This window comes from Qipengyuania gaetbuli (assembly GCF_009827315.1).
GTDB lineage: Bacteria > Pseudomonadota > Alphaproteobacteria > Sphingomonadales > Sphingomonadaceae > Qipengyuania > Qipengyuania gaetbuli.
Map to the genome: position 1 here is coordinate 155,600 of NZ_WTYF01000004.1, position 19,645 is coordinate 175,244.

Annotated in this window: 21 protein-coding genes; 10 read left to right on the top strand and 11 right to left on the bottom strand. The window is 64.3% G+C overall.

Annotation, left to right across the window (positions count from 1 at the left end):
* Window positions 1-64 precede the first annotated feature (64 nt).
* The 4 genes from GRI42_RS03105 to rimK are packed head-to-tail and all read left to right on the top strand — an operon-like array spanning window position 65 to window position 4,297.
* Entirely contained in the window at window positions 65-1,927 is a 1,863-nt protein-coding gene (locus GRI42_RS03105; RefSeq protein ID WP_160606826.1) for a M2 family metallopeptidase, read from the top strand.
* Between the two features lie 2 nt (window positions 1,928-1,929).
* Entirely contained in the window at window positions 1,930-2,937 is a 1,008-nt protein-coding gene (locus GRI42_RS03110; protein ID WP_160606828.1) for a YncE family protein, read from the top strand.
* On the top strand, window positions 2,934-3,395 hold the full coding sequence (locus GRI42_RS03115; RefSeq protein ID WP_160606830.1) for an ATP-dependent zinc protease family protein: 462 nt from the start codon (window positions 2,934-2,936) through the stop codon (window positions 3,393-3,395). The genes GRI42_RS03110 and GRI42_RS03115 overlap by 4 nt, the downstream gene beginning before the upstream one ends.
* On the top strand, window positions 3,392-4,297 hold the full coding sequence (gene rimK, locus GRI42_RS03120) for a 30S ribosomal protein S6--L-glutamate ligase (protein ID WP_160606831.1): 906 nt from the start codon (window positions 3,392-3,394) through the stop codon (window positions 4,295-4,297). The genes GRI42_RS03115 and rimK overlap by 4 nt, the downstream gene beginning before the upstream one ends.
* Before the next feature lie 9 nt (window positions 4,298-4,306).
* Here rimK and GRI42_RS03125 read toward each other — a convergent pair whose 3' ends face one another.
* From GRI42_RS03125 to rpsF, 8 genes are all read right to left on the bottom strand, one after another.
* On the bottom strand, window positions 4,307-5,080 hold the full coding sequence (locus GRI42_RS03125; protein WP_160606833.1) for an SDR family NAD(P)-dependent oxidoreductase: 774 nt from the start codon (window positions 5,078-5,080) through the stop codon (window positions 4,307-4,309).
* Window positions 5,081-5,161: 81 nt separating this feature from the next.
* Entirely contained in the window at window positions 5,162-5,404 is a 243-nt protein-coding gene (locus GRI42_RS03130) for a hypothetical protein (protein ID WP_160606835.1), read from the bottom strand.
* Window positions 5,405-5,513: 109 nt separating this feature from the next.
* Complete coding sequence (locus tag GRI42_RS03135) at window positions 5,514-5,855, bottom strand: hypothetical protein (RefSeq protein ID WP_160606837.1); 342 nt, start codon at window positions 5,853-5,855, stop codon at window positions 5,514-5,516.
* A 53-nt stretch (window positions 5,856-5,908) separates the two neighbouring features.
* Window positions 5,909-6,367, bottom strand: a complete 459-nt coding sequence (locus tag GRI42_RS03140; RefSeq protein WP_160606839.1) for a hypothetical protein — start codon at window positions 6,365-6,367, stop codon at window positions 5,909-5,911.
* 87 nt (window positions 6,368-6,454) lie between these two features.
* The gene (locus GRI42_RS03145; protein ID WP_160606841.1) at window positions 6,455-7,894 is read right to left on the bottom strand and encodes an AMP nucleosidase; all 1,440 of its coding nucleotides are present in this window, start codon (window positions 7,892-7,894) and stop codon (window positions 6,455-6,457) included.
* Window positions 7,895-8,017: 123 nt separating this feature from the next.
* Window positions 8,018-8,635 carry a 50S ribosomal protein L9 gene (gene rplI / locus GRI42_RS03150; protein ID WP_160606843.1) on the bottom strand — a complete coding sequence of 206 codons (618 nt, stop codon included), beginning with the start codon at window positions 8,633-8,635 and terminating at the stop codon, window positions 8,018-8,020.
* A gap of 12 nt (window positions 8,636-8,647) precedes the next feature.
* Window positions 8,648-8,872, bottom strand: a complete 225-nt coding sequence (gene rpsR / locus GRI42_RS03155; RefSeq protein WP_160606845.1) for a 30S ribosomal protein S18 — start codon at window positions 8,870-8,872, stop codon at window positions 8,648-8,650.
* Window positions 8,872-9,237 carry a 30S ribosomal protein S6 gene (gene rpsF, locus GRI42_RS03160; protein WP_160606847.1) on the bottom strand — a complete coding sequence of 122 codons (366 nt, stop codon included), beginning with the start codon at window positions 9,235-9,237 and terminating at the stop codon, window positions 8,872-8,874. The genes rpsR and rpsF overlap by 1 nt, the downstream gene beginning before the upstream one ends.
* 205 nt (window positions 9,238-9,442) lie before the next feature.
* Here rpsF and GRI42_RS03165 point away from each other — a divergent pair, with 205 nt between their 5' ends.
* Window positions 9,443-10,405, top strand: coding sequence for a DUF808 domain-containing protein (locus tag GRI42_RS03165; RefSeq protein WP_160606849.1), 963 nt, complete (start codon window positions 9,443-9,445; stop codon window positions 10,403-10,405).
* 3 nt (window positions 10,406-10,408) lie between these two features.
* Here the strand turns inward: GRI42_RS03165 and GRI42_RS03170 are convergent, their stop codons facing one another.
* Entirely contained in the window at window positions 10,409-11,836 is a 1,428-nt protein-coding gene (locus tag GRI42_RS03170) for a glutamate ligase domain-containing protein (RefSeq protein WP_160606851.1), read from the bottom strand.
* 101 nt (window positions 11,837-11,937) lie between these two features.
* On the opposite strand from GRI42_RS03170, the gene GRI42_RS03175 reads away from it, so the two are divergent.
* The 5 genes from GRI42_RS03175 to GRI42_RS03195 all read left to right on the top strand — a co-directional run bounded on the left by GRI42_RS03175 (window position 11,938) and on the right by GRI42_RS03195 (window position 16,865).
* On the top strand, window positions 11,938-12,729 hold the full coding sequence (locus tag GRI42_RS03175) for an LD-carboxypeptidase (RefSeq protein ID WP_199800418.1): 792 nt from the start codon (window positions 11,938-11,940) through the stop codon (window positions 12,727-12,729).
* A gap of 26 nt (window positions 12,730-12,755) precedes the next feature.
* Complete coding sequence (fabD, locus tag GRI42_RS03180) at window positions 12,756-13,694, top strand: ACP S-malonyltransferase (protein WP_160606855.1); 939 nt, start codon at window positions 12,756-12,758, stop codon at window positions 13,692-13,694.
* Window positions 13,694-14,446: a 3-oxoacyl-[acyl-carrier-protein] reductase gene (gene fabG / locus GRI42_RS03185; protein WP_160609051.1), complete on the top strand. Its 753-nt coding sequence runs from the start codon at window positions 13,694-13,696 to the stop codon at window positions 14,444-14,446. The genes fabD and fabG overlap by 1 nt, the downstream gene beginning before the upstream one ends.
* 156 nt (window positions 14,447-14,602) lie before the next feature.
* Window positions 14,603-15,727, top strand: a complete 1,125-nt coding sequence (gene dnaN, locus GRI42_RS03190) for a DNA polymerase III subunit beta (RefSeq protein ID WP_160606857.1) — start codon at window positions 14,603-14,605, stop codon at window positions 15,725-15,727.
* Window positions 15,728-15,785: 58 nt separating this feature from the next.
* Window positions 15,786-16,865 (top strand): DUF2855 family protein, encoded by a 1,080-nt coding sequence (locus GRI42_RS03195; RefSeq protein WP_160606859.1) that lies wholly within the window; start codon window positions 15,786-15,788, stop codon window positions 16,863-16,865.
* On the opposite strand, the gene GRI42_RS03200 is transcribed toward GRI42_RS03195, so the two are convergent.
* Both GRI42_RS03200 and GRI42_RS03205 read right to left on the bottom strand, forming a co-directional pair.
* Window positions 16,862-17,872, bottom strand: a complete 1,011-nt coding sequence (locus tag GRI42_RS03200; protein ID WP_160606861.1) for a zinc-dependent alcohol dehydrogenase family protein — start codon at window positions 17,870-17,872, stop codon at window positions 16,862-16,864. The two genes, GRI42_RS03195 and GRI42_RS03200, sit on opposite strands and share 4 nt — an antisense overlap.
* On the bottom strand, window positions 17,869-19,620 hold the full coding sequence (locus tag GRI42_RS03205) for an N-acyl-D-amino-acid deacylase family protein (RefSeq protein ID WP_160606863.1): 1,752 nt from the start codon (window positions 19,618-19,620) through the stop codon (window positions 17,869-17,871). The genes GRI42_RS03200 and GRI42_RS03205 overlap by 4 nt, the downstream gene beginning before the upstream one ends.
* Window positions 19,621-19,645: the final 25 nt, after the last annotated feature.

Below are 19,645 nucleotides of genomic sequence, written 5' to 3' on the forward strand. Positions count from 1 at the left end.
CGGGTTGCAGGTGCAATCCGGTAGCAGAAGAAACCAGTCGCATTTTCCCCACGAGAGGATCCCCATGAAATTCGCCCCCGTTGCCGTATCCGCCATCGCCATGTCGCTGGCCGCTTGCACCAGTGCAAAGGCCGAACCCGTCGCCAGCGCGCCGCTCGCGCACGTCGCCTCGGAAGACCCCTATCCGATGACGCCGGCCGGCGCTGCCGCATGGGTCGCCATGGTGGAAAAGGACCTGTTCGACTTCTCGGTCGAATTCGGCCGGGTGTCGTGGATCAACTCGACTTACATCATGCATGACAGCGATGCGCTGGCTGCCAAGTACGGCGCAGTCGCGACGGAAAAGTCGGTCGCCTATGCCAACAAGGCGGCCGAATACGCCCGCGTGGCCGGTCTCGACCCCGAAGTCGCCCGTAAGCTTGACATCCTGCGCAACGGCATCGTGATGCCTGCCCCGGTGCGTGACGGCGCGGCCACCGAACTCAACCAGATCGCCACCAGCCTCAACAGCCAGTACGGCAAGGGCAAGGGCACGCTGAACGGCAAGGAAATCAGCGGTTCGGACATCGAGGCCGAAATGGGCAATCCCGAACGGACGCCTGCCGAACTGGCCGAGATGTGGACCAGCTGGCACGACAATGTCGGTGCGCCGATGCGCGGCGATTACCTGCGCATGATCTCGATCGCCAACGAAGGTTCGAAGGAGCTGGGCTTCAAGGACCTCGGCGCCATGTGGCGTTCGAACTACGACATGGATCCCGACCAGTTCGCCGCCGAAACCGAGCGGATGTGGCAGGAAGTGAAGCCGCTCTATATGGCGCTTCACACCTATGTCCGCTCCAAGCTCAACGAAAAGCACGGCGATGCGGTGCAGCCCGCCACCGGCCCGATCCGTGCCGACCTGCTCGGCAATATGTGGGCGCAGGAATGGGGCAATATCTATCCGCTGGTCGCACCGGCCGGGGCGGGTGACATCGGCTACGACCTCACCGATTTGATCGAGAAGAAGGGCGTGGACGAAGTCGGAATGGTCCGCGTGGGCGAGGATTTCTTCTCCTCGCTCGGCTTCAAGGAACTGCCCGCAACCTTCTGGGAACGCAGCCAGTTCGTTAAGCCGCAGGACCGTGAAGTCGTCTGCCATGCCAGCGCCTGGGACATCGACAATGTCGACGACCTGCGCATCAAGATGTGCATCAAGAAGAATGCCGACGACTTCATCACGATCCACCACGAGCTGGGTCACAACTACTACCAGCGCGCCTACAATCAGCAGGACTATCTGCACCTCAACGGCGCGAACGACGGCTTCCACGAAGCCATCGGCGACATGGTCGCGCTGTCGATCACGCCCGAATACCTCGTCCAGATCGACATGCTCGATCCCAAGGACGTGCCGAGCGCGGACAAGGATATCGGCCTGCTGCTGCGCCAGGCGATGGACAAGGTGGCCTTCCTGCCGTTCGGCCTGATGGTCGACCGTTATCGTTGGGGCCTGTTCGACGGCTCGATCCCGGCGGACAAGCTCAATGCCGGCTGGACGGACCTGCGCCTCCAGTACCAGGGCATCACGCCGCCCGTCGCGCGTGACGAGAGCAAGTTCGATGCCGGTGCAAAGTACCACATCCCCGGCAACGTGCCGTACACGCGCTATTTCCTCGCGCGGATCCTGCAGTTCCAGTTCTACAAGGCAGCCTGCGACCAGGCGGGCTGGGAAGGACCGCTGCACCGCTGTTCGTTCTACGGCAACGAGGAAGTCGGCAAGAACCTCAATGCCATGCTCGAAATGGGCGCGAGCAAGCCGTGGCCAGACGCGCTGGAGGCCTTCACCGGCGAACGCCAGATGAGCGGCAAGGCCATGGTCGAATACTTTGCCCCGCTGATGGCGTGGCTGGAAGAGCAGAACAAGGGCAAGCCGCAGGGGTGGTAAGGATGCGGACACTCGGTCTCCTCGGTCTTTCGGTCGCAGCCTGCGCGCCGGTAGCCGGGGAGGCGCCGTCCGCGCCGGCCCCGGCAGGCGTGTCGGGTGCGTTGTTCGTGGCCGGCAAGTTCGAGAACCGGCTCGCCAAGGTCGATCTGGCCACGGGCGAGCAGGTCGTCTCGGTCGAAAGCTGCGCCAATCCGCATGAACTCGCGACCTCGCCGGATGACCGGTACGTCGCGCTTGCCTGCTATGGCGGGACGACGGTCGATATCTTCCGCACGTCCGACCTGGGCCTTGTGGCCAGCCACGATCTAGGCCCCAATGCACGGCCGCACGGGATCGTCTGGCACTCCAACGGGCACATCTATGTCACTGCCGAGGGCCAGCAGGCGGTCCACGTGCTGTTCAATCCCCAGAAGGGGAAAAGCGACGTGAGCCTCTCGTTCGCCACCGGCAAGCGGGGCAGCCACATGCTTGCGGTTTCGCCTGCGGCGGATGTCGTCTGGACCACCGATCTGGGGTCACGCACCGTTACCCGCGTCGCACTGCGCGGTGAAGGCCCACCGCTGTCGGTGGAAGTGGGCGAGGAACCGGAAGGCATTGCTCTCAGCCCCGACGGCAAGACGCTGTGGGTTTCGGCCCGCGGGTCGGACAAGGCCTTCGCGCTCGATCCGCAGACCATGGAAATCCGGCAGGAAGTCGACACGGGCGACTTTCCCTTGCGCATCGCGATCCGCCCCCAGGGCGATTTCGCTGTGACCAGCGATCTTGCGGATGGCGGCCTCACCGTCATCGACCTTGCCAACGGCAAGGCCGTGCGCAGCATCGCCGTCTCCAGCCGCGCGGAAGCCGAAGCGAAGACGCAGGTGACCATCCTCTGGTCGCCCGACGGCAAGCGCATCTACGTGGCGGAGACCACGGCGAACACCATCGCGGAGGTCGATTTCGCAACCGGCAGGGTGCTGCGCAGGCTCCCGGGGGAAGGCGGAGGCGACGGAATGGCGGTTATCCAGTGAGCAAGTCGAAGGACCTTTCTGTCGTCGGCTGGCGCGAGCTGGTCCATTTGCCGGAACTTGGCCTCCACGGGGTTCCTGCCAAGATCGATACCGGCGCGCGCACGTCCTCGCTCCACGGAGAAGTGATCGAGGAATTCGAGCGTGACGGTGAGAAATTCGTCCGTTTCGCGGTCGATTTCGGTGCGCAGCACGTCCGCCAGGTGTGCGAGGCGGTCCACGTCGATATCCGCGGCATCACCAGTTCCAATGGCGAGACGCAATATCGCTATGTAATCAAGACGCCGTTGCGTATTGGCGATCTCGAATTCCGTGCCGAGATCAGCCTCGCCAATCGTGCGGACATGAGATTTCCCATGCTTGTCGGCCGCTCTTCGCTGCGTCGCCGATTTGTCGTGGACTCGGGGTATTCCTGGCTCCAGACGCCCGAAATGAAGACCAAGAAAGGCCACAAGCCATGAAGATCGCCATGCTGGCGCGTAATCCCAATCTCTATTCGCACCAGCGCCTTGTCGAGGCGGCGGAGGCGCGCGGGCACACGCTCGATATCCTCAACACCACGCGTTGCACCGTCCACATCGCGAGCCACCGGCCGCAGGTGTTCTACAATGGCGAAAAGGTCGCCCGCTACGACGCGGTGATCCCGCGCATCGGCGCTTCGATCACGAATTACGGTCTTGCGATCCTGCGCCAGTTCGAAATGCAGGGCTGCTGGCCCCTGAACGAAAGCGTCGCCATCGGCCGCAGCCGCGACAAGCTGCGCTCGATGCAGATCCTCGCCAAGCACGGCCTCGGCCTGCCGCTCACGGCCTATGCCAACGATCCCAAGCAGGCCGAAGAAATCATCAAGGCGGTCAAGGGCCCGCCGGTGGTCATCAAGCTTCTCGAAGGTACGCAGGGCATCGGCGTCGTGCTGGCCGAAACCATGTCATCGGCCAAGTCGGTGATCGAGGCTTTCCGGGGTGCCAACGTCAACATCCTCGTGCAGGAATTCATCAAGGAAGCGGGCGGCACCGACATCCGCGCGCTGGTCATCGGCGGCAAGGTCGTCGCGACGATGAAGCGCACCGGTGCGGCGGACGATTTCCGCAGCAACCTTCACCGCGGCGGCAGCGCCGAACTCATCAAGATCACGCCGGCCGAACGCGCCACGGCGGTCAATGCGGCCAAGCGCATGGGCCTCAACGTCTGCGGCGTCGACATGCTGCGGTCGAATCACGGCCCGGTGATCATGGAAGTGAACTCCTCGCCCGGTCTTGAAGGCATCGAGAAAGCGACCGGCAAGGACATTGCCGGCATGATCATCGAGTTCATCGAGAAGAGCGCCAAGGACGGCAAGACCAAGACCAAGGGAACGGGCTGAGCCTGCCCTTCAGGCGTTCCTTGCCGTGAGCCCTCCGTCCACGGGTATGACCGCTCCGGTGATGTAGCTGGCTGCAGGCAACACCAGCGACAGGATCACGTGCGCGACCTCTTCCGGCTCGCCATAGCGCTTTAGCGCGGTGCGACGCTTGGCGAAGATGGTCTTGTGCTCGTCCGGCACCGCCTCGGTCATGGCGGTGCTGATCGGGCCCGGACAGATACAGTTGCAGGTGATCCCTTCCGGCCCGAGATCGACCGCCAACCCGCGCGTCAGGCCGGTCACACCGGTTTTCGCCGCCACATAGGGCGTATCACCGGGCGTGGCGCCTAGGCCTTCGGTCGAGGCGATATTCACGATCCGCGGTGCATCGCTGGCGCGCAAATGGGGCAGGGCGGCGCGCACGGTCCGCTGGTGCGCCGTCAGCATTATGGCAAGCGCGCGGTGCCACACCTCCTCGTATTCCTCGCCCGCATCCAGCGCACAGAAGCTGGAGACACCGGCATTGTTCACCAGGATATCGATCCCGCCGAAATCCGCAGCGATCCGGCTGACGACCGAGGCGATGGCGTCCTTGTCGGCAACGTCCAGCGCATAGGCCTTGGCCCCTTCGCCGCACTCACGCGCTACCGCTTCGCAGGCCGCGAGGTCACGGTCCGTCACGGCGACGCGCGCGCCTTCCTTGGCGAAAAGCAGCGCGGTTGCGCGCCCCATACCGCTGGCAGCGCCAGTGATTACGGCTATGCGGCCCGCGATCGAGCGGGAGCGGCTTACGGCTTCGGTCATGACATCCCCTCTTTGCGGAGGGTGTTATCACGCAATTTTCCCGAGGTGGGAAGCGCAAGCCAGCCGGACGTGTGCGTCTCGCTATTCTGCAGCCATTTTGAGGAGTTCAATCTCCTCGCGCAGGCGGGCCAGTTCCATTTCGTAGAGCCGCGTGCAGTCGAGCCGCGCCGGTTTTTCGCCGAGCGGGATGGTGACGCGCACGTATACGAGGGCGCGCTGGTCGCGCTCCGGACTGTAGAAGCGCAGCGCATTGTCGTCTTCCGGCAGCGGGCTGGCGGCGCTCCCTGCAGCGCCCATGTCGAGATAGGCGCCGTTCGAGTTCATCGACTGGCGGCAGCGGGTTCCGCTGGCGGTTTCAATCGAATCCTCGCCCCCGGTCCCGTGCGGAGCGGCGGGAAGATGGACACCCTGCGATTGTCCATGGGCCTGTGTGCTAGCGAGCGCTGCGCAGGCGGCGAACGCCGAGTTTCGAACAAACGCGTGCATGGACGGAAACCCTCCTTTCCTCGATCCGTTCGGCGCACAGGCGGAAGCGGACCTCTTCGCCCGGAACCAGCCCGTCGACAACGACGAGGATCCGGCGATTTGCCCCTGGGGCGATGGTACTGACTGACGGAAGGATGGTGACGCGCTCGGCTGCGATGCCGCTGCCTTCCTCCACGAACGCGCGGAAGCGGTGCGCGCCCGGGTAGGGATTGCGCAGCGTGAGGTAGAGCCCCTTGCGTTCGCTGGCGGTGGTGCCGCTCTTCTCCAGCGGTCCGAGCCCGACAGCCATTGCGCTCCCCGCGCTTGCGGCAAGTGCCAGTGCGCAGATGTTCCGAACATGGCTCACCCTGAGCATGTGACCACCGTCACGATCGAATAGTCGCCGGCAGCAAAGCCACCAGGGTCCTCGGCCTTGGCATGGACGGTGTAGACGTCAGCCAGATCGGAAGAAGTGCTGGTCGACTGGGCGCTGGTATAGGCCTGGGAGGCACCGTCGAGCGAAGTGTACCTGATCTGCGGCGAGATGCCCGAGACATCGTTTGTCGAGGTAATGGTCGGAGCGCCGAAGGATAGCGTGGGATCACTGCCCAAGGCCGTGACCGTTACAGTCGCCGCAGCGCCGCCGGAATTCTCCGACGACAGGCTGGTGTAATCGGTATTCGGTGCAAGGGCACCGTCCGACACGATCAGCGAACAGGTGGCTAATAGCGAAGCATCGAACGCGACAGGCTCCGCGGCTATCGGCGCGGCCAGCACCGCTCCGCTAGCGGCAGCTGCAAGCCCAAGTGTCCTCTTCCGCATCCTTCACCTCCTTCTTTCGGAGGGTATGGATAACGATCGCCCTTAAAGGGCCGGATAGCGTGGGCCTGCGTATTTCTGCCTAGGCGATTACCGGAAGGGCGGCTCGTTGAAAGCGCGCAGCTTGCGGCTGTGGAGGCGCGGGCCCTCCTCGCGCAGCAGGCGGCAGGCGGTGACGCCGATCTGGAGGTGGGCCGCGATGGCTTCCTCGTAGAACTTGTTCGCCTGGCCAGGCAGCTTGATTTCGCCGTGGAGCGGCTTGTCCGAGACGCACAGCAGCGTGCCGTAGGGAACGCGGAAGCGATAGCCCTGGGCAGCGATGGTGGCGCTTTCCATGTCTATGCCGACCGCGCGGGAAAGCGAGAGGCGGCGGGCCGAGCTGGTGTAGCGCAGTTCCCAGTTGCGGTCGTCGGTGGTGACGACGGTGCCGGTGCGCATGCGCTTCTTCAGGTCGCTGCCGTGCTCGCCCGAAACCTCTTCCGCTGCGCCTGCGAGCGCCTGCTGGACTTCGGCGATGGCCGGAAGCGGGATTTCCGGCGGCAGCACCGGGTCGAGGACGTGGTCGTCGCGCAGGTATGCGTGGGCGAGGACGTAGTCGCCGATCTTCTGGCTGGGCCTGAGGCCGCCGCAGTGGCCGATCATAAGCCATGCTTCGGGGCGCAGCACGGCAAGGTGGTCGCAGATCGTCTTCGCATTGGAAGGGCCGACGCCGATATTGACCAGCGTGATCCCGCCGCCGTTTTCGCCCACGAGGTGATAGGCGGGCATCTGGTGGCGGCGCCATGCCGTGTCCGACAGCTGGGCGCGGGCATTGTCGGTCGCCTTGGTCAGCAGCAGGCCGCCGGCACCGGCCAGTGCGGTGTAACCGTTCCTGCCCAGCTGCGATCCGGCCCAGTCCACGAACTCGTCGACATAGCGGTGGTAGTTGGTGAACAGGATGAAGCGCTGGAAGTGCTGCGGGTCGGTGCCCGTGTAGTGGGCCAGTCGCGCAAGGCTGAAATCGGTGCGCAATCCGTCGAACAGCGACAGCGGGATCGGGTCGTCCGGATTGTCGAGCTCGATGCCGTCGGCCAACTCGTCGCCGATGTCGGCAAGGTCGGTCGAGGGGAAATGGCGCGCGATCTCGTTGGGGTCGATGCCCGCAAGCACCGCGCCGGCCTCGCCGTCGAGGACATAGGGGAAGGGGATTTCCTGCCGCGAGGAGCCCACTTCGACCTCGACTTCGTAGTTCGAGCCGATCAGTTCGAGCTGTTCGCGCAGGTAGTTGCGGAACAGGGCGGGGCGGGTCACCGTGGTCGCGTAGAGGCCCGGCATGTTGAGCCGGCCGAAGGCGCGGTTGGCCCCGTCGGGCATTACGCCGCCGCGAAACAGCAGGCGAAGTTCGGGATAGGCGTAGCTGCCGTCCTTGCGCCGTTCGGCGGCGGGCAGTTCGCGGGTCTTGCCGAAAGCGATCACGTCGTCGCGCAGGCGGTTGATGGCCGCATCGTAGACGGATTCAAGCTTGTCGATGATCTGGTCGATCGATTCCATGGCTGGTTTTTCTCCTGGCTCTTTGTTGTTTTCGTGACACCTCCTGCCACAGGAAGGCGCCTGTTACAAAAAGGGCGCGGAGACCGAAGTCGCCGCGCCCTGATTGTCTGGTTGTCGAAGAGATCAGCCCTCGAGGTTCTCTTCGTCGTCACCTTCGAGCATGTCGGCGGGAATTTCGCCGGGCTCGAGGTTGGGTTCGATGCGGGTTGCTTCGGCCTGCTCTTCGATCTCGCGCTGTTCGTCTTCGAACATCTGCGCAAGAACGTCGACGCCCTGGCTCTGCAGCTCGGCTTCGTCGTCCGAACGGGCGACGTTGGCCTTGATGGTGACCGAGACTTCGGGGTGGAGGTCGATGCGCACGTCATGCATGCCGATCGTCTTGATCGGGTTGCCCATGATGACCTGCTTCTTGTCGATCTCGTGACCCTTTTCGGCAAGGCCGTTCACGATGTCGCGAACGTTGACCGAGCCGTAAAGCTGGCCGGCGTTCGACGAGGCGCGGATCAGGGTGATTTCGACACCGTCGACCTTTTCACCGGCCTTTTCGGCTTCGGTGCGGCGTTCGGCGTTTTCCTTTTCCAGGCGATCGCGGTTGGCTTCGAAGACCTTCTTGTTCGCCTCGTTGGCGCGAAGGGCCTTCTTCTGCGGAAGCAGGTAGTTGCGTGCGTAGCCGTCCTTCACGGTGACGACGTCACCGATCGTGCCGAGCTTTTCGATGCGCTGAAGGAGAATGATATCCATGATGTCTTCCCCTTACTTCACGATGTACGGCAGCAGGCCGATCTGGCGGGCGCGCTTGATGGCCTTGGCCAACTCACGCTGCTTCTTCGCGCTGACGGCGGTGATGCGGGACGGGACGATCTTGCCACGCTCGGACATGAAGCCCTGGAGCAGACGGACGTCCTTGTAGTCGATCTTCGGCGCGTTCTTGGCGGCGAAGGGGCACGACTTGCGGCGGCGGAAAAACGGGCGGGCCATCAGTCACGCTCCTCACGTTCACGGCGCTTCTTCGAGTCGCGCTCGTTCTTGCGCATCATGACCGACGGGCCGGTTTCATGCTCGTCGACGGCGATCGTCATGTAACGGATCACGTCTTCGTTGATGCGGGTCTGGCGTTCGAGTTCGGCAACGACGGAGCCGGGGCCCTCGATGTTGAGCAGAACGAAATGTGCCTTGCGGTTACGGTCGATCTTGTAAGCGAGGTTCTTGAGACCCCAGGTCTCGGTCTTGGTGACCTTGCCATTGTTCGCTTCGACGATTTCGGTCGCCGTGGCGGCGAGCTGGTCAACCTGAGCCTGGCTCAGGTCCTGTCGCGCCAAGAAGACATGCTCGTAGAGAGCCATGCTCTTGTCCTTTCACTTGCTGGCCGATCGCTGGCTGATCCGCGGGATTGCGGGGCCCCTCCGGCTTTCTTCATTTCCGTCGCCCGGAAGCGAGGGATGCGCGCACATAGCGGGATTCTGCGCGAATGCAAGCCAAACTCTGCCCTTGCCGGGGCGGAACGTGCGGGGCAGGGGGCCGTTGCCCGTGAAACTGAGGAGATAATGCGTGCCCGGCGGACTTGTAGCGCTTCTTGACGACATTTCGGTCATCGCCCGCACCGCGGCGGCATCCATCGACGATGTCAGCGTGGCTGCCGGCAAGGCCAGCAGCAAGGCGGCCGGCGTGGTTATCGACGATGCTGCCGTGACCCCGTCCTACGTGACCGGGCTCGACCCCAAGCGCGAGCTGCCGATCATCTGGAAGATCACCAAGGGCAGTTTCAAGAACAAGCTGCTGATCCTGCTTCCCGGCGCATTGCTGCTGAGCCAGTTCCTGCCTTCGGCGATCATCTTCATCCTGATGCTGGGCGGTGCCTACCTGTCCTTCGAAGGGGCGGAAAAAGTGCTGGAGAAGCTCGGCGGCGAAAAGCACGGCAAGACGCTGGACGACGTGATCGAGGATCCGGCCAAGTTCGAAAGCCAGCGCGTCAATGGCGCGATCCGCACCGATTTGATCCTGTCGGCGGAGATCATGGCTATCACGCTCAACGAAGTGGCCGCAGAATCGCTCTGGATCAGGGCGGGCGTGCTGGCCATCGTTGGCATCGGCATCACGGTCGTCGTCTATGGCGCGGTGGCGCTGATCGTGAAGATGGACGATGTCGGCCTGCACTTGGCGGAGCGGGAATCGAGCGCGGCCCAGAGCTTCGGCAGATTCCTCCTGCACGCCATGCCCTGGCTGCTTACGGCGCTGTCGTTCATCGGCACCATCGCCATGCTGTGGGTGGGCGGAGGCATCATCCTCCACGGCCTCCACGAACTCGGCATCCATGGCCCGTCCGACTGGGCGCACGGTATCCAGCACGCGGTGGAAGCGGTGACCGGAGGTCTTTCGGGTGTTCTCGGCTGGGCGACCTACGCGGCGATCTCGGCTCTGGTCGGCCTGGCGATCGGCTTCGTCATCGTCTTCGTGCTGCACAAGGTTTTCGGCTTCGGCCACGGTGTGGGCGAAGGCGCCGAAGCGCACTGAGCGTCAGGACAGGCGTTCGAACACCCGCTGCGCAAATTCGCTGAGCGTATCGTCGCGCGCGCCCATGACCACGATACGGTCCCCCGGGCGGGCCATGCTGACCAGCCGGTCCTCTACATCCTTGCGGGCTGGGACGTGCTCGGCATGGCCGCCGGCCTCGCCGATCAACGCGATAATGCGCTCGCTCCCTTCGCTGCGGTCGACGGTTCCGCCGAAATAGACGGGGTCCGACAGGATGACGAGGTCGTCTTCGCCCAACTCGGCAGCGAAGGTCTGGGCCAGTTCGGCGCCCATCTGGCGCAAGGGGCCGTAGCCGTGTGGCTGGAAGAAGGCGATCACGCGGCCCGGATGCGCTTTCAGCGTTCGCAATGTGGCGGCGCATTTTTCCGGATTGTGCCCGAAATCGTCGATTACGGTGATGGCCGCATGCGTGGTGCCGACGATGTCGAACCTGCGCGCAAGACCCTTGAAACCGGCCAGCGCCTGCACCGAATCCCGCACCGGCACTCCGGCGGCGGCGGCCGCGGCAATCGCGGCGAGGGCATTGGCGAGGTTGTGCCGACCGGGCATTTCGAGGCGCAGCGGATACTGGCTGCCATCGTGCCGGTCGATGACCAGCGCCGCCTGACGCACCGGCCCTTCGGCGATGCTGTCGGGGACGATGCCGATCTGAGCCTTGTCCTGCTCGATGCCGAAGGTGATGACCTCCTTTGCATGGGGCAGCAGGGCGAGCGCTTCGGGATCGTCGGCATTGATCACCGAGATACGGCTGCGCGAAAGGTAGTCGCCAAACAGCTGGCGCAGTTCCTCCATGCTCTTGTGGTCGAGGCTGACGTTGAGCAGCACGCCGACGGCAGGGCGGTAGAGGGCGATGGACCCGTCGCTCTCGTCCACCTCGCTGACATAGAGGCTCTGCGATCCCACTACGGCGCTGGCGAAAGGTCGGTCGGGTGAGACGAAGTTCTTCATCACCGCGCCGTTCATGATGGTCGGAGCGCGCCCGGTCGCTTCAAGGATCCAGCCGAGCATGCCGGTGACGGTTGACTTGCCGCTCGTCCCTGCGACGGCAAGCCCGGCCCCGCTGGTGTTGAAGAGGATCGAATTGAGCTCCGCGCGGGTAAGCCGCAGGCAGCCGAGCTCCGTGGCGCGCTGGATTTCGGGAACGGTGTCCTCGATCGCTGCCGAGGCGACGACGATCTGCTCGCCCGATGTGATCCCGCTGCCGTCCTGCGGGTGGAGTTCGAAGCCCTGCCGTTCCAGCGCGGCGAACTTGGCGGGCGTGCGCCCCTGGTCGTGGCTGCGATCCGACCCTGCCACGCTGCATCCGCGTCCTTTCAGGATCTGCGCAAGCGGCAGCATTCCCGATCCGCCGATGCCGACGAAGAAGAACGGGCGGGCAAACAGGTCTTCGGGGCTGGGGAAGTCAGTCATCGCGGTCTCGCTATGCAGTTGCAGCCGCCAAGACAAGCAGGCATGACGCAGGCGTGCACCGTCCCGTCCGAAAAGTCGCCATTTGCGCCCCCGCAACGCCTTTGAAGCGTGAATATGCGGAGCGCGTCGCCGCGCTGGCGGTGGCCGAGTTTCCGGACCTCGATCTGCATTTCCACGAACAGTGCTTCGTCGAGGAAGGGCATTTCGCCGGGCCCGACGAACTCCGCCTCGCTGCCTTGCTCGAATGCGCGAACGATCCGGCAATCGACGCGGTGTGGTTCGCCAAGGGCGGCTACGGGTCGAACCGCATCACGCAAGGCTTCCACGACCATGCGAACGAGGCGGCACGGGCCAAGACCTATGTCGGCTATTCGGACTGCGGAACCCTGCTCGGCGCGCTCTACCGCAATTCCATCGGCCATGCGGTCCATGCGCCCATGCCTTGCGACCTGGCGCGGGAGGGCGGGGAGGATGCGATCCGGCGCGTACTCTCCTGGTTCGGCGGCGACGATGGCGGACTTGAGCCCGGCCTTGGGGACACGCCTGCGGTCGCCTTCAATCTCTACACGCTCGCCATGATGCTCGGCACGCCCTTCATGCCGGACCTTTCGGGGCACGAGGTGCTGATCGAAGAGGTTGCCGAGCATGAATATGCCATCGACCGGCTGTTCTTCCACGTCACTGCGCAGTTGGAAGGCGTGGCAGGCATCCGCTTGGGCGAGGTCACGGCCATCCCCGAAAACGACCGGCCCTTTGGCGCATCGGTAGTGGAAATCGCGCAGGACTGGTGCAGCCGTAGCGGCATTCCCTATCTGGGCCGCGCAGAGATCGGACATACCGCTACCAACAGGATCGTGCCCTTCGGCCTTGAGGCGCGCGGCACACGGGCCTAAGCGCCGCTCCCGAACAGGAGAGTAACATGACTGCATTCATCTTTCCCGGACAGGGAAGCCAGAAGGTCGGCATGGGCGTGGAGCTCGCCGAAGCCAGCGCGCATGCCCGCGAAGTGTTCGAGGAAGTCGACGACGCGCTGAACCAGAAGCTTTCCGCCGTGATGAAGGACGGGCCCGAAGGCGAGTTGACGCTGACCTCCAACGCCCAGCCTGCGATCATGGCCAACTCGATTGCCACCCTGCGCGTGCTGGAACAGGAATTCGGCGTCGTGCTGGCCGACAAGGCCGCCTGCGTCGCGGGCCATTCGCTGGGTGAATACAGCGCGCTGTGCGCGGCAGGCGCTTTCGGCCTTGCCGAGACCGCCAAGCTGCTGCGCCTGCGCGGTATCGCCATGCAGGACGCGGTTCCGATCGGCGTGGGCGCCATGGCCGCGCTGCTGGGGGCCGATATCGAAAAGGCGAGCGCGCTCGCCGCTGCCGCTGCCGAAGGGCAGGTGTGCGAAGTCGCCAACGACAACGATCCCACGCAGGTCGTCATTTCCGGCCATGCCGAAGCCATCGACCGCGCCATCGAACTGGCCAAGGATCACGGCATCAAGCGCGGTATCAAGCTGCCCGTGTCCGCGCCCTTCCACTGTTCGCTAATGGAGCCGGCCGCCCGCCGGATGGAAGCCGCGCTGGCGGAAACCGCGCCTTCGGCTTTCACCGTGCCGCTCTTCGCCAACGTCACCGCATCGCGCGTCACCGATCCTGCAGAGGAACAGCGCCTGCTGGTCGAACAGGTGACCGGCCGCGTGCGCTGGCGCGAAAGCGTCATCGCCATGCGCGAGGCGGGCATCGAACGCTTCGTCGAACTGGGCGGCAAGGTGCTCGGCCCGATGGTCGGGCGCATCGACAAGGAGGCGGCCACCGTTAGCCTCGTCAGCATGGAAGACCTCGAGAATTTCGCCAAGGAGAACGCATGATGTTCAGCCTCGAAGGAAAGACCGCCCTCGTTACCGGCGCCAGCGGCGGCATCGGTTCCTCCATCGCCCGCGCTCTTGCGCGTCAGGGCGCCCGCCTTGCGCTGTCCGGCTCAAACGCGGCCAAGCTGCGCGCCTTCCGCGAGGAGCTGAACGACGAATTCGGGCACGACCATGTCGAGATTACCTGCAATTTGTCCGATACGAAGCAGGTGGAAGAACTGATCCCGGCGACCGTCGACACGCTCGGCCGGATGGACATCCTCGTCAACAATGCCGGCATTACGCGCGACAACCTCGCCATGCGCATGAAGGACGAGGAATGGGACGAGGTGATCCGCATCAATCTCGAGGCGAGCTTCCGCCTGATGCGCGCCAGCGCGCGTCCCATGATGAAGGCCAAGGGCGGCCGCATCATCTCGATCACCAGCGTGGTCGGCCACACCGGCAATCCGGGCCAGATGAACTATACCGCGGCCAAGGGCGGCCTCACCGCCATGTCGAAGAGCCTCGCGCAGGAACTCGCCAGCCGCAACATCACGGTGAACTGCGTCGCACCGGGCTTCATCCGCACGGCGATGACCGACGCGCTGACCGACGACCAGAAGGGCGCGATCAATTCGCGTATCCCGATGGGCCGCATGGGCGAGGGTGACGAGATCGGCGCTGCCGTGGCCTATCTCGCCAGCGACGAGGCTGCCTATGTCACCGGCCAGACCATCCATGTGAACGGTGGCATGGCGATGATGGGATAAACCCCTTTTATCCCCAAGGAATCGGTCATGTAGCGGGCTGGCAGGGCGCTCAAGCCTTGCCCCCGCATACCGCCCCGCTAGGGTGGATATCCGTATTCCGGCGCTCAGGGGCGATTCCGGCCCTTCGCGCGCCCAACAGGGACGAAAGAAGGACCCATGAAGGCCACTATCGAACGCGCAACGCTGCTGCGCTGTCTCTCCCACGTGCAGTCGGTCGTCGAACGCCGCAACACCATCCCGATCCTGTCGAACGTGCTCATCGAAGCCGAAGGCAACGGGCTGAAGGTCATGGCGACCGACCTCGATTTGCAGGTGGTGGAGCACATGGATGCCGCCAGCGTGGAATCCTCCGGCGCGATCACCGTTTCGGCCCACCTGCTGTTCGACATCGCGCGCAAGCTGCCCGAAGGTAGCCAGGTCAGCCTCGAAACCGCGGAAAACCGCATGGCGATCAAGGCCGGGCGCAGCCGCTTCTCGCTGCCGACGCTGCCGCGCGACGATTTCCCGGTGATCGTGGAAGGCGATTTGCCGACCAGCTTCGAACTGCCGGCCAAGACACTTGCCGAAATGATCGACCGCACGCGGTTCGCCATCTCGACCGAGGAAACCCGCTACTATCTCAACGGCATCTTCCTGCACGTGTCGGACGAAGACCAGCCCGTGCTGAAAGCTGCGGCGACCGACGGTCACCGCCTTGCCCGCTTCACCCTGCCGCGTCCCGCAGGTGCGGAAGGCATGCCGGACGTTATCGTGCCCCGCAAAGCGGTGGCCGAACTGCGCAAGCTGCTGGAAGAAAAGATGGACGGCAACGTCCAGATCGACCTGTCGGCCAGCAAGATCCGCTTCACGCTCGGCGGTGAAGGGGGCGTGGTGCTGACCAGCAAGCTGATCGACGGCACTTTCCCGGATTATTCGCGCGTCATTCCGACCGGCAACGACAAGCTGCTGAAGCTCGATCCCCGCACGTTCCACGAAGGCGTCGACCGCGTGGCGACCATCGCCACCGAAAAGACCCGTGCAGTGAAGATGGGCCTCGAGAAGGACAAGGTCGTGCTGACCGTGACCTCGCCCGACAACGGCACCGCGACCGAGGAACTGCCGGCCGAATATGGTGCGGACGGGTTCGAAATCGGCTTCAATGCCAGCTATCTCAAGGACATCCTCGGCCAGATCGACAGCGACACGGTGGAAATCCACCTGGCCGACGCAGGCGCACCGACGCTGATCCGCAAGGACGACAACAGCCCCGCGCTCTACGTCCTGATGCCGATGCGGGTTTAATCCTCGCAAAGGCCAATTCCTGCCGCTAGCGTCTCTCCCCGCAAGAAGGAGAGACGCCATGCTGCAGGTTCACGTCGACAAGTCGAAACTGGCCAGTGCCGAACTGGTCGATATGGACGCGGGCGCCTTGCCCGATGGCGGCGTGCGGCTGGCGGTCGAGAGCTTTTCGGTCACGGCGAACAATGTGACCTATGCCGTGGTCGGGGACGGCTTCGGCTACTGGAATTTCTTCCCCGCACCCGAAGGCAAGGGCATCGTGCCCATGTGGGGTCATGCGCGCGTCGTAGAAAGCAACAGCCCCGATTTCGCGGTGGGTGAGCGGGTTTACGGCTACCTTCCCATGGCGAGCCACCTCGACGTGATCCCGGGCAAGGTCAGCGCGTCGGGCTTCGTCGACATGGCGCCGCATCGCCAGCCGATGAGCCCGATCTACAACCAGTATTCGCGCCTCGCTGCCGATCCCGAACACGATCCGGCGCGCGAAGGCGAACGGATGATCTTCGGACCGCTGTTCAAGACCGGCTTCCTGATCGAATACTTCATGCGCTCGCAGGACTGGTTCGGGGCAGGGCAGGTTGTACTAACCAGTGCTTCGTCAAAGACTGCCATGGGGCTGGCCAGCGTTGCCAAGCGCCGCTCGCCGTCGGTTCGCCGCGTCGGCCTGACCTCTGCCGGTAACGTCGATTTCGTGAAGGCCAGCGGCCTCTATGACGAGGTGCTGTCCTATGACGAGGTTTCCAGCATCCTGCCGGAGCCCAGCGTTACCGTCGATTTCGCAGGCAATGCGGGACTGCTCGGCCAGCTCCATCACCATCTCGGCGACGCGCTGAAATACTCCTGCCTCGTCGGCGCGACCCATATCGATGAGCGCGGCGGCGGCCTTGGCGGCGGAGCGAGCCTCCCCGGCCCGGCGCCCACGCTGTTCTTTGCGCCCGACCATGCCGTCGCCCTGTTCAAGGAACACGGCCCCGAAAAGGCTGGCGCTATGGTCGCGGAAAGCTGGCACGGCTTCCTCCAGGACGCCGGCGGCTCGATCGAGATCGAGCGTCACCAAGGCCTCGGCGCGGCGCGCGACATCTTCGTCGAGATGTTGGGCGGAAAGGTCGATCCCGCAAAGGGGATCGTGATCGAACCCTAGATTTCGATCGCGATCTTGCCGAAGTGACCGCCGCTTTCCTGGTGGCGGAAAGCGTCGGCGAGTCGTTCCAGCGGAAAGGTATCGCTGATGACCGGTTTGATGCCGTTCGCCTCGATGGCGGCGATCATGTCCTGCTGCATCTTGCGGCTGCCCACCGTCAGGCCCTGGACCTTGAGGTTCCTGGAAAAGAGCAGAGCGGTCTGCACCGGCCCGGCAAAACCTGCCAGCACGCCGATCAGCGCCACGTGGCCAGCGACGCGGGTCGCCAGCATCGACTGGTCGAGCGTGCCCGCGCCGCCGATCTCCACCACGCAGTCGACGCCGCGGCCACGCGTAATGGCCAGCGCCTGCGCGCCCCAGGCTTCGGTTTCGCGGTAATTGATGAGGTGGTCGGCACCCATAGCCTTCACCCGCTCAAGCTTCTCGCCCGATGAGCTGGTGGCGATGACCGTTGCACCCGCCGCTTTTGCAAACTGCAGGGCGAAAATCGAAACACCGCCGGTCCCCTGCACCAGCACGGTGTCGCCGGGCTTGAGCGAATAGTCCACGAACAGCGCGCGCCATGCGGTCAGCGCCGCGCAGGTCAGCGTCGCCGCCTCCGCGTGGCTGTATCCGGCGGGGGCGCGGGTGAACCAATGCGTCGGCGCGGTCACTTTCTCGCACGCATAGCCGTCGATCCCGTCGCCCGGCACGCGCGTGAAGGCGGTCTGCGGCGGCTCGCCGTCGATCCAGTCGGGGAAGAAGGTGCTGACCACGTGGTCGCCGACTGCGAACTCGGTAACGCCTTCTCCGACCGCGCTGACTGTGCCTGCGCCATCCGACATGGGAATGCGGCCCTGCTGCGTCGGGATCATGCCCTTCACAACGGCATAGTCATGATAATTGAGCGAACTCGCCTTCAGGTCGACCGTGATCTCGCCGGGCCCCGGCGCGGCGGGGGCGTCGACATCGACGAATTCTAGGGCTTCGAGGGTGGAGGGCGATGCGCCGGTGCGGATCGCCTTCATTCTGCCGCCTCCGCCAGTTCGGCGCGTTGGGGACCGCGGATCAGCCCGCCCGGAGCTTCGCCGGTCCATTTGCCTTCACGGAAGGTCACGACGCCGTTCTTGATCGTGGCGACATAGCCATCGGCTTTCTGGAGCAGGCGCTTGCCGCCCGCAGGCAGGTCGAAGGCAAGCCACGGCTTGCCCAACTTCAGCCGGTCCATGTCGATGATGTTGATGTCGGCGAGATAGCCGGGGGCAAGGACGCCGCGATCCTCGAGCCCATAGAGCCTTGCGGTATCGGCGCACTGGCGCTTGATCGCGTTTTCCAGCCCGATCGTTCCGCGCGAGCGATCGCGCACCCAGTGTTGCAGCATGAAGGTGGGCGAGGCGGCATCGCAGATCGTCCCGCAATGCGCGCCGCCGTCCGACAGCGAATTCACTGTGTCGTCGGCGTGCTGGAGATCGTGGAGGAAGTCGAGATTGCCATCCGCGTAATTGAGGATGGGCAAGTAGATGAAGCCCTTGCAATCGTCGCGGCAGAGCAGGTCATAAGCGTACTCGTCGCCCGAAACGCCTGCCTTGGCAGCGCGGGCCATGATGCTTTCCTCGGCGGTCGGCTCGTAATTGAAGTCCGGGTCCATTTCGAACTGCATGTTCCAGCCGCCGCACACGACCATGATCAGGCCGATGATGTCCTGGTTGACCTCGGAAAAGTCGTGCTGCTCGGAAAGGAGCCTGGCCTTGAATTCCGGGTCGAGCAGCTTCGCCTTCTGCTCTTCCCACGGAAGTTCGGCAATTTCCTGCCAGCTTGGCTTGAGGCGGAAGGGGTGGACGGTGCCCTGCCACGCCATGACGATGCCGTTTCCGCGCAGCGCGATCTGGGCGACGATGTTCGCGCCATTGTCGTTCTCCGCGCGCATCGAGGCGATCTGCTCGTCGAGCGGCATTTCCTTGGCGATGGACTGCAGCGCGGCGAAAGTAACGGGAAGGCCGGTTTCGCGGCTCAGCTTGCCCATCCAGCCGAACTCGTCCCATTCGCGCATCATGTCGCTGGCCATTTCGAACACGCCGTGACCCGCGCGGCCCATGGCGCGCCCGATCTCGACCAATTCTTCCGCGGTGGCCGTAGTGCCGGGCACGACCTCCCCGTCGACATCGCGGTGGAGCACGGTGCGCGAGGTCGAGAAACCGAGCGCGCCGGCCCGCACGCCTTCTTCGACGATGGCAGACATCTTCGCGATGTCATCCTCGGTCGGAATGGCACCCGGACGCTCCCTGTCGCCGAGTACGTAGGCGCGGACCGAACCGTGCGGGACATGGGTGCCTACGTCGACCGTACGCGGCAGTTTTTCGAGAGCGTCGAGATATTCTGGGAAGGTCTCCCAGTCCCAGCTCATGCCTTCGGCAAGCGCGGTGCCGGGGATGTCCTCGACCCCCTCCATCAGGCCGATCAGCCATTCGTGCTTGTCGGGCTTGGCCGGAGCGAAGCCGACGCCGCAATTGCCCATGACGACCGTGGTGACACCGTGCCAGCTGGACGGGGCCATTTCCTGGTCCCAGGTCGCCTGCCCGTCGTAATGCGTGTGGATGTCCACGAAGCCGGGGGTCACCAGCAGGCCTGCCGCATCGATTTCTTCAGCAGCGTCGCCGGACACAGTGCCGACCTGCGCGATCAGGCCGTCCTTGATGGCGATGTCGCCGGTGAAACGCGCTGCGCCGGTCCCGTCGACGATGGTGCCGCCACGGATGATCGTATCGAATGTGGGCATGTGGTGATCCTCTCTCTCGGAAGAG